This is a genomic window from Kitasatospora sp. NPDC059973, from assembly GCF_042737525.1.
Taxonomy (GTDB): Bacteria; Actinomycetota; Actinomycetes; order Streptomycetales; family Streptomycetaceae; genus Kitasatospora.
This window is the reverse complement of record NZ_JBHWUI010000216.1, coordinates 1-11,914: the sequence shown is the minus strand read 5'-3', so window position 1 is coordinate 11,914 and position 11,914 is coordinate 1. Positions and strand designations below refer to the sequence as shown.

The 11,914-nt window shown below is 72.1% G+C and carries 12 protein-coding genes and 1 pseudogene; 9 read left to right on the top strand and 4 right to left on the bottom strand.

Annotated elements, in window-relative coordinates; all coding sequences use genetic code 11:
• The 5 genes and pseudogenes from ACFWA9_RS35210 to ACFWA9_RS35190 all read left to right on the top strand — a co-directional run.
• Positions 1 to 396: pseudogene (locus ACFWA9_RS35210) on the top strand (hypothetical protein); the annotation flags it as partial.
• Positions 393 to 821 (top strand): roadblock/LC7 domain-containing protein, encoded by a 429-nt coding sequence (locus tag ACFWA9_RS35205; protein ID WP_329489993.1) that lies wholly within the window; start codon positions 393 to 395, stop codon positions 819 to 821. The pseudogene ACFWA9_RS35210 and the gene ACFWA9_RS35205, both read left to right, overlap by 4 nt.
• The gene (locus ACFWA9_RS35200) at positions 818 to 1,171 is read left to right on the top strand and encodes a DUF742 domain-containing protein (RefSeq protein ID WP_329489994.1); all 354 of its coding nucleotides are present in this window, start codon (positions 818 to 820) and stop codon (positions 1,169 to 1,171) included. Before ACFWA9_RS35205 ends, ACFWA9_RS35200 begins: the two co-directional genes overlap by 4 nt.
• Positions 1,149 to 1,787 (top strand): ATP/GTP-binding protein, encoded by a 639-nt coding sequence (locus ACFWA9_RS35195; RefSeq protein WP_380392916.1) that lies wholly within the window; start codon positions 1,149 to 1,151, stop codon positions 1,785 to 1,787. The genes ACFWA9_RS35200 and ACFWA9_RS35195 overlap by 23 nt, the downstream gene beginning before the upstream one ends.
• Positions 1,788 to 1,909: 122 nt before the next feature.
• Complete coding sequence (locus ACFWA9_RS35190; RefSeq protein ID WP_329492281.1) at positions 1,910 to 3,082, top strand: cytochrome P450; 1,173 nt, start codon at positions 1,910 to 1,912, stop codon at positions 3,080 to 3,082.
• 46 nt (positions 3,083 to 3,128) lie between these two features.
• Here ACFWA9_RS35190 and msrB read toward each other — a convergent pair whose 3' ends face one another.
• The 4 genes from msrB to ACFWA9_RS35170 all read right to left on the bottom strand — a co-directional run bounded on the left by msrB (position 3,129) and on the right by ACFWA9_RS35170 (position 6,497).
• Positions 3,129 to 3,539, bottom strand: a complete 411-nt coding sequence (msrB, locus tag ACFWA9_RS35185; RefSeq protein ID WP_352288118.1) for a peptide-methionine (R)-S-oxide reductase MsrB — start codon at positions 3,537 to 3,539, stop codon at positions 3,129 to 3,131.
• Positions 3,536 to 4,972: a UDP-N-acetylmuramate--L-alanine ligase gene (murC, locus tag ACFWA9_RS35180; RefSeq protein WP_329489996.1), complete on the bottom strand. Its 1,437-nt coding sequence runs from the start codon at positions 4,970 to 4,972 to the stop codon at positions 3,536 to 3,538. The genes msrB and murC overlap by 4 nt, the downstream gene beginning before the upstream one ends.
• Before the next feature lie 133 nt (positions 4,973 to 5,105).
• On the bottom strand, positions 5,106 to 5,567 hold the full coding sequence (locus tag ACFWA9_RS35175; protein ID WP_352288121.1) for an indole-3-glycerol phosphate synthase: 462 nt from the start codon (positions 5,565 to 5,567) through the stop codon (positions 5,106 to 5,108).
• A gap of 129 nt (positions 5,568 to 5,696) precedes the next feature.
• Entirely contained in the window at positions 5,697 to 6,497 is an 801-nt protein-coding gene (locus ACFWA9_RS35170; RefSeq protein WP_329489998.1) for a pyrimidine reductase family protein, read from the bottom strand.
• An 87-nt stretch (positions 6,498 to 6,584) separates the two neighbouring features.
• On the opposite strand from ACFWA9_RS35170, the gene zapE reads away from it, so the two are divergent.
• The 4 genes from zapE (at position 6,585) to ACFWA9_RS35150 (ending at position 11,850) form a co-directional block, all read left to right on the top strand.
• Positions 6,585 to 7,667, top strand: coding sequence for a cell division protein ZapE (gene zapE, locus ACFWA9_RS35165; protein WP_380392912.1), 1,083 nt, complete (start codon positions 6,585 to 6,587; stop codon positions 7,665 to 7,667).
• A 36-nt stretch (positions 7,668 to 7,703) separates the two neighbouring features.
• A complete protein-coding gene (gene uvrB, locus ACFWA9_RS35160; protein WP_380392909.1) occupies positions 7,704 to 9,794 on the top strand; it encodes an excinuclease ABC subunit UvrB in 2,091 nt (696 codons plus the stop codon).
• Positions 9,795 to 10,040: 246 nt separating this feature from the next.
• A complete protein-coding gene (locus ACFWA9_RS35155) occupies positions 10,041 to 10,622 on the top strand; it encodes a TerD family protein (protein WP_329490000.1) in 582 nt (193 codons plus the stop codon).
• Positions 10,623 to 10,869: 247 nt separating this feature from the next.
• The gene (locus ACFWA9_RS35150) at positions 10,870 to 11,850 is read left to right on the top strand and encodes a TerC family protein (RefSeq protein WP_329490001.1); all 981 of its coding nucleotides are present in this window, start codon (positions 10,870 to 10,872) and stop codon (positions 11,848 to 11,850) included.
• Positions 11,851 to 11,914 lie beyond the last annotated feature (64 nt).

Genomic DNA, 11,914 nt, shown 5'->3' with positions numbered 1-11,914 from the left:
GCGCCGGAGGGTGCCGCGGACGGCGCGGCGCGGTCCGCGGCCACCGGCCGGTCCGCCCGGACGCCCGAGCGGGCGGCCGCCTGCTGGGACGCCCTGCAGCAGGGCACGGGCTCCGGCCGCGCCGCCGTCGCGGAGGCGGCCGCCGCGGGCACCTCGCCCGGCGGGGCCCCGGACCCGACCGCCACCGGAGCCGCCACCGGAGCCGCCACCGACCCGGCGGGTACCGCCCCCACGAGCGACACCTCCACGAGCGCCGCCCCCACGAGCGCCGTCCCCACGAGCACTACCCGCGTCGAGGCCACCGGAGCGGAGGCCGCCGACCACCCCGGCTCCGCCGGCCGCTCGGACCGGACCGGCCGCCACCCCGCCCAGACCTCCGAAGGAGCCGAGCAGTGAGCACGCCCAGCCCTACCGCCACCGATGAGATCTCGTGGGTGCTGACCCCGCTGCTGGAGCTGCCGGGCGTCCTGCACGCGGTGATCGCGACCGGTGACGGCCTCGTCGAGGGCGCCTCGGCCGGCCTCGGCCGCGCCTCGGCGGAGCGGGTCGCCGCGATGACCGCCACCGTGCACGCCGCCGCCCGCGCGTTCACCACCGCCTTCACCGACGTCGAGCAGCCCCGGCTGGCACAGACGGTGGTGGAGTCCGAGCTGGGCTTCGCCATCGTCGTCCCGGCCGGGGAGAACACCTCACTCGCGGTGTTCACCACGCCGGAGGCCCAACTCGGCAACGTGGCCTACCAGATGCAGGTGCAGGTCGCCGCCCTGGGCCGCGCGCTGGCGAGCCCGGCCCGGCAGCAGGACACCACCGCCCGGTCATGACCGCCGTACCCCGCAGGCGGATGGTCCCCGCCTACCTGGCCACCGGCGGCCGGACCAGGCCCGGCACGGCGGGCTTCGAACGGCTCACCGTCCTGTACGCGGCCGGTGCGGAGCCGCCGCAGGACGTGGAGGACGAACACCGGCGGCTCTGGGAGCTGCTGCGGCCGGGCGCACTGACCGTGGTGGAGGCCGCCGCCCACCTGCGCCTGCCGGTCAGCGCCACCGTCTTCCTCGCGGCCGACCTGGTCGAGGCGGGCTGCTTACAGGCCCGTGCCCCGATCCCCCGCGCACAGCAGACCGACCGCTCCATCGTCGAGAGGCTCCTCGTTGGACTCCGCACGCTCCGGTAGCCCGACCGGCCGGACCGACCGGGTGGGCTACCTGCCCGACCGGGACCAGACGCTGATGAAGCTGGTGGTCGCCGGCCCGTTCGGCGTCGGGAAGACCACGCTGATCCGCACCCTGTCGGAGATCCCCACGCTGCACACCGAGGAGGCGATGACCGAGACCGGTGCCCCCGTCGACGACGCGGAGGGTCTGCCGGGCAAGACCACCACCACGGTGGCGGTCGACTTCGGTCGCCTGACGCTGCCCGGGCAGGTGGTGCTCTACATGTTCGGCACCCCCGGGCAGCGCCGGTTCTTCCCGCTCTGGCAGGACATCGCCCGCGGCGCCCTCGGTGCCCTGGTGCTGGCCGACACCCGCCGGCTCGCCGACTCCTTCGAGATCATGGACATGGTCGAGGAGCAGGGGCTGCCCTACGCGGTCGCCGTCAACTGCTTCCCGGGCGCGCCCGCGCACCCGATCGAGGTGCTCCGGGCCCACCTGGACCTGCACGCCGCCACCCCGCTGGTGCTCTGCGACGCCCGTGAGCGCGGTTCCAGCCTCGACGCACTGATCGCGCTGACCGAGCACGTGCTGCACGGTCTGCCCGCCACACCCGACGCCGCCCCGGAGCAGCCGTGACCAGCACCGACGAAGCGACCGCCACCGCCGAAGCGACCGCCACCGACGAGGCCCCCACCGACGAGGCCCCCACGGCCGCCGGCCCGGCCGCCGGCTCCGGCAGCGCGCCCGGCACCCGGCCGGTGCCGATCTACGGCCCGGCCTTCGCCGCCGACCCGCAACTCGTCTACGAGCGGCTGCGCCGCTACGGCGCCGTCGCCCCGGTGGAGATCTCACCCGGCGTGGAGGCCCTGCTGGTCACCGACTACCAGGCCGCGCTGGACCTGCTGCGCGACACCGACACCTTCTCCAAGGACTCCCGGGCCTGGCAGCAGACCGTCCCGCCGACCTCCCCGCTCCTGCCGGTGCTCGGCTACCGCCCCACCGCCTTCTTCAGCGACGGCGAGGTGCACGCCCGCTACCGCCAGGTGATCACCGACGGCCTGGCCCTGCTCGAACCGCACCTGCTGCAGCGCCGGGTCGCCGAGGTCGCGCACCGGCTGATCGACGCCTTCGTGGCCACCGGTTCGGCCGATCTGATCGACGAGTACGCCCGGCAGCTGCCGGTGGCCGTGTTCAACACCTGGTTCGGCGTCCCCGAGGAGCACAGCGCCCGGCTGGTGGCCGGCATCGCCGGCATGATGGAGTCCACCGAGAAGGCCGTCGCCGCCTACGGCGACCTCGTCTCCGTGGTCACCGGCATGGTCGCCGAGCGGCGCGAGCGCCCCCGGCATGACCTCACCTCGTGGTTCCTCACCCACCCCGCCGGGCTGGACAACGACGAGGTGGTCCGGCAGATCACCCTCACCATGATCGCCGGGAACCAGCCGACCACCAATCTGATCGGCAACGCGCTGATGCGGCTGCTCACCGACGCCCGGTACGCGGGATCGCTGTTCGGCGGCGCCATGACGGCCTACCAGGCGATCGACGAGGTGCTCTGGCACGACCCGCCGCTGGCCAACCTCTCCGCCCACTACCCGCGCTACGACATCACCTTCCACGGCCGGGAGATCCCCGCCGGCTCGCTGGTGCTGGTCTCCTACGGGGCCGCCAACTCGCAGGCCGCGCCGCCCACCGACGGCACCGAGCTGCGCAGCGGCGAGTCCGCCCACCTGGCCTGGGCGGCCGGCCCGCACGCCTGTCCGGCCCGGGACCCGGCGCTGCTGATCGCGATCACCGCGATCGAGCAGCTCACCAGCCGGCTGAGCGACCTCGAACTGAGCACCGGCGCCGAGGACCTCCTCTGGCGCCCGGGCCCCTTCCACCGCGCCCTGCTCCACCTCCCGGTGCGCTTCCAGCCGGTCGGCGGATAGCCGCGGGCCCGGGCGCCGAACCGGCTCCCGGGCCCGCGTGCCGTGCTCAGCCGCCGTCGGCCGGGCGCAGCGTCAGCGAGATGCTGTTGATGCAGTAGCGCTGGTCGGTCGGCGTGCCGTAGCCCTCGCCCTCGAAGACGTGGCCCAGGTGCCCGCCGCAGCGCGCGCAGCGGACCTCCACCCGGCGCATGCCGAGCGTGGTGTCCTCGATGTACTGCACCCGGTCCCCGGCGAGCGGGGCGTAGTAGGACGGCCAGCCGCAGTGGCTGTCGAACTTGGTCTCCGAGCTGAACAGCTCCGACCCGCAGGCGCGGCAGCTGTAGACGCCGACGGTCTTGGTGTCGGTGTACTCACCCGTGAACGGGCGCTCGGTGCCGGCTTCGCGGAGCACGTGGTACTCGTCGGGGCTCAGCTCGGCGCGCCACTCGGCGTCGCTCTTCTCGATCTCGTAGCTCATCGCAGACTCCCGGTCGGCAGGTCTCGGACGTCGGTGCCAACGCTCGCGAGGTGCCGGAGGATTTCCGGCCCGAGGTTGGTGACGTCACCGGCACCCATGGTGAGCAGCAGGTCGCCCGGGCGGGTCAGGCCCGCCAGCAGGGCGGGGGCGGCGTCGAACGCGTGCTCGGCGGTGACCTCGGCGCCGGCCCGCTTCGCCGCGTCGATGATCAGCTCGCTGGTGACGCCGGGGATCGGGTCCTCGCGGGCGGGGTAGATGTCCAGCACCACCGAGGCGTCGGCCAGGGCGAGCGCCCGGCCCATCTCCTCGGCGAGCTGCTGGGTGCGGCTGAACAGGTGCGGCTGGAAGACCACGAGCACCCGCCCGGCGCCGTCCAGGCCCTCGCGGATCGCCTCCAGGTCGGCGGTCATCTCGGTGGGGTGGTGGGCGTAGGAGTCGATCACCTGGACGCCGGCCGCCTCGCCCTTGAGCTGGAGCCGCCGCCGCACGCCGGTGTAGGCGCCGAGCGCCTTGGCGAGGTCGGCGGCCGGCACGCCCAGGGCGACGCCGGCGGCCAGCGCCGCGACCGCGTTGTGGGCGTAGTGCCGGCCGGGCACCGAGACGGTGAAGGTCAGCTCGGCGCCGTCCAGCCGGACGGTGACCTCGCTGGTCATGCCGTGCGCGACCACCGACAGCACGCGGACGTCGGCGTCCTCGGCCGCGCCGACGGTGACGACGTTCAGGCCCTCGCGGCCGGCCACCCGGGAGGTCAGCTCGCGGGCGCCGTCGTGGTCGGCGGAGACCACCAGGGTGCCGCCGGGGGCGATCCGGCCGACGAAGGTCTCGAAGGACTCGTAGATCTCCTCGATCGAGGCGTAGTTCGCGTGGTGGTCGAGCTCGACGTTGAGCACGATCGCCACCTCGGGCGCGTACTTGTGGAAGCTGCGGTCGCTCTCGTCGGCCTCCGCGACGAAGATCTCGCCGGTGCCGTGGTGGGCGTTGGAGCCGGGCGCGTCGAGGTCGCCGCCGATCGCGTACGAGGGGTCGAGGCCCAGCTCGCCGAGGGCGACGGCGAGCATGCTGGTGGTGGTGGTCTTGCCGTGGGTGCCGGCCACGGCCAGCGCCCGGCGGCCGCCCATCAGCGCGGCCAGCGCGTCGGAGCGGTGGACCACCGGGACGCCCCGCTCGCGGGCGGTGGCCAGCTCCGGGTTGTCCGCGCGGATGGCGCTGGACACCACCACGCTGCTGACACCGTCCGGCACGTGCTCGGCGGCGTGGCCGATGTGCACGACGGCGCCGAGCGCGCGCAGCGCCAGGACGGTCTCGGACTCCTTGGAGTCGCTGCCGGAGACGCTGGCGCCGCGCACCGCGAGGATCTTCGCCAGGCCGGACATCCCGGCGCCGCCGATACCGATGAAGTGCGGGGCGTGCAGGTCGTGCGCGGCGTCGTTCAAGGCAAGGCTCCGTACGGGCGGGGGCAGACAAGGGGCAGAGCGGGTACAGCGGGTACGTCGGTCGGCGGACCAACGGGCGAATCGTCCTCGCGGACGGGCCGCAAGGACGATTCTGCACCACCGGCGGGTCGGGTCAGGAGTCGCTGGCGAACAGTCGCAGGACCGGGACACCCACCTTGTGCCGGGCCTGGGAGGCCCAGTCGCGGTGGAAGAACTCCTCCACGAAGTGCGGCGAGGTGAGCACCACGACCTCGTCGGCCCGGTGCTCCTCGACCACCGCGCGCAGCCGGTCCAGCGGCTTCTCCTCGACCAGCTCGCCGATCGCCTCCGCGCCGGCCTGGCGCAGGTGGCGCAGGCTGTGGGCGAGCGATTCGCCGGCCACCGTCGGCTCGTGCTCGGACTCGTCGTGCTCGCGCACCACCTTGTCGAGGTGGCCGAGGGCGACGTCGTCCAGCGCCCTCAGCAGCTCGTCCTGTTTGCCGCGCGGCTGCATCAGGACGACGAAGGACACCTTCTCGTCGCTGTGGAGCGTGGTGACGAGCTCCACATCGGCGTCGGAGAGCGCCTTTTCGATCATCAGTACCGTCTTGAACACGTGAGTCCCTTCCAGTGACCGGCCCCCGGGCCCCGGCATCGCATCCCATACTGCCCGGCGGGAAGCTTTCCGCATGCTGCCCCGCGACCCTGCGGGCCACGCGGGTGGAGCTCCCGAAGGAGAGCGGGATCACTGTCCGGCGGTCACGGGGGCCGGTGACGCGGCTTGCGGGTGAAGACGCAGGTAGCGGGTGAAGAGGAATCCTTTCTGCTCGATCAATGAGACCAGTCGCATCCGCTGCACGTCAGGCATTTCCGCATCGTGGATGATGCGCGGCGCGTCGCCGGCCGTGATCAGCGGTGCCACCGACAGGCACAGCTCGTCCAGCAGGTCCGCGGCGGCGAGCTGCCCCAGCAGCCGCGGACCGCCCTCGCTCAGCAGCCTCGTCCACCCCCGCTCGGCCAACGCCGCGACCGCGGCGGGCAGGTCCACCGAGCCCTTCCCGGCCACCACCACGTCGGCCACCTCGGCCACCGCCCGGCGGCTGCGCGCCGGCGCGTCCTCGGTGGTGATCACCACCGTCCGCACCAGCGGCTCGGTGAACAGCGGCGCCGCGAGGTCCAGCCCCAGCGAGCGGCTGACGATCGCGATCACCGGGGCCGGGGCCTGCCCGGCCGCCGCCCGCGCCGCGGCGAAGTCGGCCCGGGCCCGGCCCGGCCGGTACCCCTCGGCGCGGACCGTCTCGGCGCCCACCAGCACCACGTCCGACAGCGCCCGCAGCACTCCGAAGATCCGTTTGTCGGCGTCCCCCGAGAGCCCCTCGGACAGGCCCGCCAGCTTCGCCCCGCCGTCCAGGCCGGCCACCATGTTGGCCCGCAGCCACGGCCGGCCGTGATTCACCTGCTCGGGGTACGCGTAGACGGCGGCGAGCGACTCCAGCGACGCGGGATCGGCGAACGGCCGGGACAGCGGACTGATCAACTGTTGCATGCCGTCCAGTCTCGTCGCCCGGGGCCCGGCGATCCACCGGCGGCCCTCGGCCCGAGCGGTGCGCCGGCAGGCGTACCCTCTAGTACCGTGCCCGCAGCCCCACTCCCCGACGCGCCGACCGAGCCGATAGCGACCGCAGACGTGGCCACCGCTCCCCTCGCGCTCACCGACCGGCGCCCCGTCGTCCCCGCCGAGCGCCTGGTGGCCGAGATGGTCCCGCCACCGCGCTTCTCCCTCGTCAGCTTCGGAACGTACCTCCCGGACCCGAACCAGCCCAGCCAGTACGAGGCGGTCCAGGTCCTGGAGCAGTTCGCCGGCACGCTCAACGCCGGAGACGGCGGCGCCCCCAAGCGCAGCTGGTTCCGCCGTACGGCCCCCGTGCCCACCGGCCCGGCCGGCGTCTACCTGGACGGCGGCTACGGCGTCGGCAAGACCCACCTGCTGGCCTCGCTCTGGCACGCCGCCCCCGGCCCCAAGGCGTTCGGCACCTTCGTCGAGCTGACCAACCTGGTCGGCGCGCTCGGCTTCCAGCAGGCCGTCCGGACCCTCTCCGGCCACCGCCTTCTCTGCATCGACGAGTTCGAGCTGGACGACCCGGGCGACACGGTGCTGGTCTCCACCCTGCTCGGCCGCCTGGTCGACAACGGCGTCAAGCTCTGCGCCACCTCGAACACCCTGCCGGAGAAGCTCGGCGAGGGCCGGTTCGCCGCCGCCGACTTCCTGCGCGAGATCCAGGGCCTCTCCGCGCACTTCCGCCCGATGCGGATCGACGGCCAGGACTACCGCCACCGCGGCCTGCCGGCCGCCCCGCCGCCGTACGACGACGAGACCGTCGCCGCCGTCGCCGCCCGCACCCCGGGCGCCTCGCTGGACGAGTTCTCCGGGCTGCTCGACCACCTCTCCGCCGTCCACCCGAGCCGCTACGGCGCGCTGCTGGACGACGTGCAGGCGGTCTGCCTGCGCGGCGTGCGGCAGGTCGACGACCAGTCCACCGCGCTGCGCCTGGTCGTCCTCGCCGACCGGATGTACGACCGCGAGCTGCCGATCACCGCCTCCGGGATCCCCTTCGACCAGGTCTTCCCCGAGGAGATGCTGCGCGGCGGCTACCGCAAGAAGTACCTCCGGGCGGTCTCCCGGCTGGTCGCGCTGGCCCGGGACAGCGCCAAGTAGGCGCCGGTTGTCAGTGGTGGGTCGTACGGTGGACACGTGCGACCCATCACGAGTATTGAGCGCTCAGAGACGCCCTTCGAGGTCGTCAGCCCCTTCCAGCCCAATGGCGACCAGCCGGCGGCGATCGCCGAGCTGGAGCGCCGGATCCGCGCGGGGGAGAAGGACGTCGTCCTGCTCGGCGCCACCGGCACCGGCAAGTCGGCCACCACGGCCTGGATGATCGAGAAGCTGCAGCGCCCCACCCTGGTGATGGCGCCGAACAAGACCCTGGCCGCCCAGCTGGCCAACGAGTTCCGGGAACTCCTGCCGAACAACGCGGTCGAGTACTTCGTCTCGTACTACGACTACTACCAGCCCGAGGCGTACGTCCCGCAGACGGACACCTACATCGAGAAGGACTCCTCGATCAACGAGGAGGTCGAGCGGCTGCGCCACTCCGCGACCAACTCGCTGCTCACCCGCCGGGACGTGGTCGTCGTCGCGTCCGTCTCCTGCATCTACGGCCTCGGCACCCCGCAGGAGTACGTCGACCGGATGGTCCGGCTCAAGGTGGGCGAGGAGATCGACCGCGACGTGCTGCTGCGCCGCTTCGTCGACATCCAGTACACCCGCAACGACCTCGCCTTCACCCGCGGCACCTTCCGGGTCCGCGGCGACACCATCGAGATCTTCCCGGTCTACGAGGAGCTCGCCCTGCGGATCGAGATGTTCGGCGACGAGATCGAGTCGCTGTACACCCTGCACCCGCTGACCGGCGAGATCATCAGCCAGGACGACTCCGTCCACGTCTTCCCCGCCTCGCACTACGTGGCCGGCCCGGAGCGGATGGAGCGGGCGGTCAACGACATCGAGAAGGAGCTGGCCGAGACGCTGGCCCGGATGGAGAAGCAGGGCAAGCTGCTGGAGGCCCAGCGGCTGCGGATGCGCACCACCTACGACATCGAGATGCTCCGCCAGATCGGCACCTGCTCGGGCGTCGAGAACTACTCGATGCACTTCGACGGCCGCGCGCCCGGCTCCCCGCCGAACACCCTGCTCGACTACTTCCCGGAGGACTTCCTCCTGGTCATCGACGAGTCGCACGTCACCGTCCCGCAGATCGGCGCGATGTACGAGGGCGACGCCTCCCGCAAGCGCACCCTGGTCGAGCACGGCTTCCGGCTGCCCTCCGCGATGGACAACCGCCCGCTCAAGTGGGAGGAGTTCCTGGAGCGGACCGACCAGACCGTCTACCTCTCGGCCACCCCCGGCGCGTACGAGCTGTCCCGCGGCGACGGCCAGGTCGAGCAGATCATCCGCCCGACCGGCCTGATCGACCCCGAGGTGATCGTCAAGCCGACCGAGGGCCAGATCGACGACCTGGTGCACGAGGTGCGGACGCGGGTGGAGCGGGACGAGCGCGTCCTGGTCACCACCCTCACCAAGAAGATGGCCGAGGACCTCACCGACTACATGCTCGGTCTGGACATCCGGGTCCGGTACCTGCACAGCGACGTCGACACGCTGCGCCGGGTCGAGCTGCTGCGCGAGCTGCGGGCCGGCCGGTACGACGTGCTGGTCGGCATCAACCTGCTCCGTGAGGGCCTCGACCTGCCCGAGGTCTCCCTGGTGGCGATCCTGGACGCGGACAAGGAGGGCTTCCTGCGCTCCGGCACCTCGCTGATCCAGACCATCGGCCGCGCGGCCCGCAACGTCTCCGGCCAGGTCCACATGTACGCGGACCGGATCACCCCCTCGATGGCGAAGGCGATCGACGAGACCAACCGCCGCCGGGCCGTGCAGCAGGCCTACAACAAGGAGCACGGGATCGACCCGCAGCCGCTCCGCAAGAAGATCGGCGACATCCTGGACACCCTCGCCCGTGAGGAGGTCGACACCGACGAGCTGCTCTCCTCCGGCTACCGGGCGGGGGGCAAGGGCAAGGCCCCGGTGCCGGCGCTGGGCGCGGACCGCAAGCCCGCCAAGAGCTTGCCGGCGGCCGAGCTGGCCGAGCTGATCCAGTCGATGACGGAGCGGATGCACGCGGCCGCGACGGACCTCCAGTTCGAGGTCGCGGCCCGGCTGCGCGACGAGGTCAAGGAGCTGAAGAAGGAGCTCCGCCAGATGCGCGAGGCGGGTATCGCGTAGGGCCGGTCGCGGCCCGCGCCGGGCTTGGCCGGATCCGGTACCGGTCAAGCCCGGCGGTGTCTCAGCCTTGCCACAAACGGGTAGACGCTGACGGACGCGGCCGACCGCAGGCCCTAGGCTGGCCTGCGGTGCCGCCCGGGACGGGCGGTCGCATCAGGGGGCCTCAGCCGGGGGACGGCAAGGGGGTGTTCCACCGTGAAGCCGGCGCGGATACCGACCGCCCGGCTGGGCAGAGAGGACAATGCCGTGTCGGTGAACCTTGCCAAGGGGCAGCAGGTCAGCCTGCAGAAGGGTTCGGGCGAGTCGCTGACGGTCGTCCGGATGGGGCTGGGCTGGAAGGCGGCGCCCAAGCGCGGCCTCTTCGGCAGCCGGACGCGACAGATCGACCTGGACGCCTCGGCGCTGCTGTACGCCGAGCAGACCCCGTCCGACGTGGTCTTCTTCCAGCACCTGGAGAGCAACGACGGCTCCGTCCGGCACACCGGGGACAACCTGGTCGGCGGCACCGGGGCGGGCGAGGACGACGAGTCGATCCTGGTCGACCTGGCCCACGTACCGGTGCACATCACCCAGGTGGTGTTCACGGTCAGCTCGTACACCGGGCAGACCTTCGCCGAGGTGCAGAACGCGTACTGCCGGCTGGTGGACGACTCGACCGGGCTGGAGCTGGCCCGCTACGAGCTGGCCGGCGGCGGCCCGCACACCGGGCAGATCATGGCGAAGGTGTTCCGCGAGCCGTCCGGCGGCTGGGGGATGCAGGCGATCGGCGCGCCGGCCCGGGGCCGGACCTTCCAGGACCTGCTGCCGGCCATCGAGCCCTTCCTCTAGCGGGCGGGGCCCCGGCCGGCGGCGGACGCCCCGGGTCGTTCTTTACCTTCTTTACCTTCTCTTGGTTCTTCTGTTAGCCTCGTGGGAGCGGAGGGGAGTATTCCCTCGCAGTTGTCCCGTCATCACGGGCGCCCACCTGGCGGCGTCCCGGGGCGCTGGTCCGCGGGCGCCGCCCATGCGCCCGGCGGGCGGAAGAGACCTCCGGCAGTGACGATGACTGTCTCGCCTACCTGCCGGAGGAGCAGTAGTGGACGTTTCCGTAAGTTTGTGGATCGGCACGATCGGTGTGCTGTTGGCCCTGATCGTGGCCGACTTCTTCATCGGCGGCCGCAAGCCGCACGAGGTGTCGGTCAAGGAAGCCGGTGTCTGGACCACGGTCTGGATCGTGCTGGCCGCCGTCTTCGGCGGGTTCCTCTGGTGGCACTCCGGTTCCAAGCCGGCCGGTGAGTTCTTCGCCGGGTACATCACCGAGAAGTCGCTCAGCGTCGACAACCTGTTCGTGTTCATCCTGATCATGGGCAAGTTCGCGGTGCCGAAGATCTACCAGCAGCGCGTGCTGATGTTCGGTGTGATCATCGCCCTGGTGCTGCGGGCGGTCTTCATCGCCGGCGGCGCGGCCCTGGTGGCGCAGTTCTCCTGGGTGTTCTTCATCTTCGGCGGCTTCCTGGTCTGGACGGCCTGGAAGCTGATCAAGGAGGCCCGGGCCGACGAGGAGGACGAGGAGTTCGAGGAGAACCGGCTGCTCAAGTCGATCGAGCAGCGCTTCCCGTCGACCGACAAGTACCACGGCACCAAGCTCTTCATCCGGGAGAACGGCCGTCGGCTGATGACGCCGATGCTGATCGTGATGCTCGCGATCGGCACCACGGACGTCCTGTTCGCGCTGGACTCGATCCCGGCGATCTTCGGCCTGACCCAGGACCCGTACATCGTCTTCACCGCGAACGCCTTCGCCCTGATGGGGCTGCGCCAGCTGTACTTCCTGATCGGCGGGCTGCTGAAGAAGCTGGTCCACCTCTCGTACGGCCTGTCGGTGATCCTCGGCTTCATCGGCGTGAAGCTGGTGCTGCACGCGCTGCACGAGCAGGGTGTGCACGTCCCCGAGATCGGCATCCCGTTCTCGCTGGGCTTCATCGTGGTGGTGCTGGCCGTCACCACGGTGACCAGCCTGATCGCCGCGAAGAAGCAGGAGCGGGCCGACGAGGCCCCGGAGAAGATCGACGCCTGATCCCCTGCGCCCCCGGGACCCCCGGGGGCCACGGCGGCGGGCCCGCGACCGAGCAGTGGTCGCG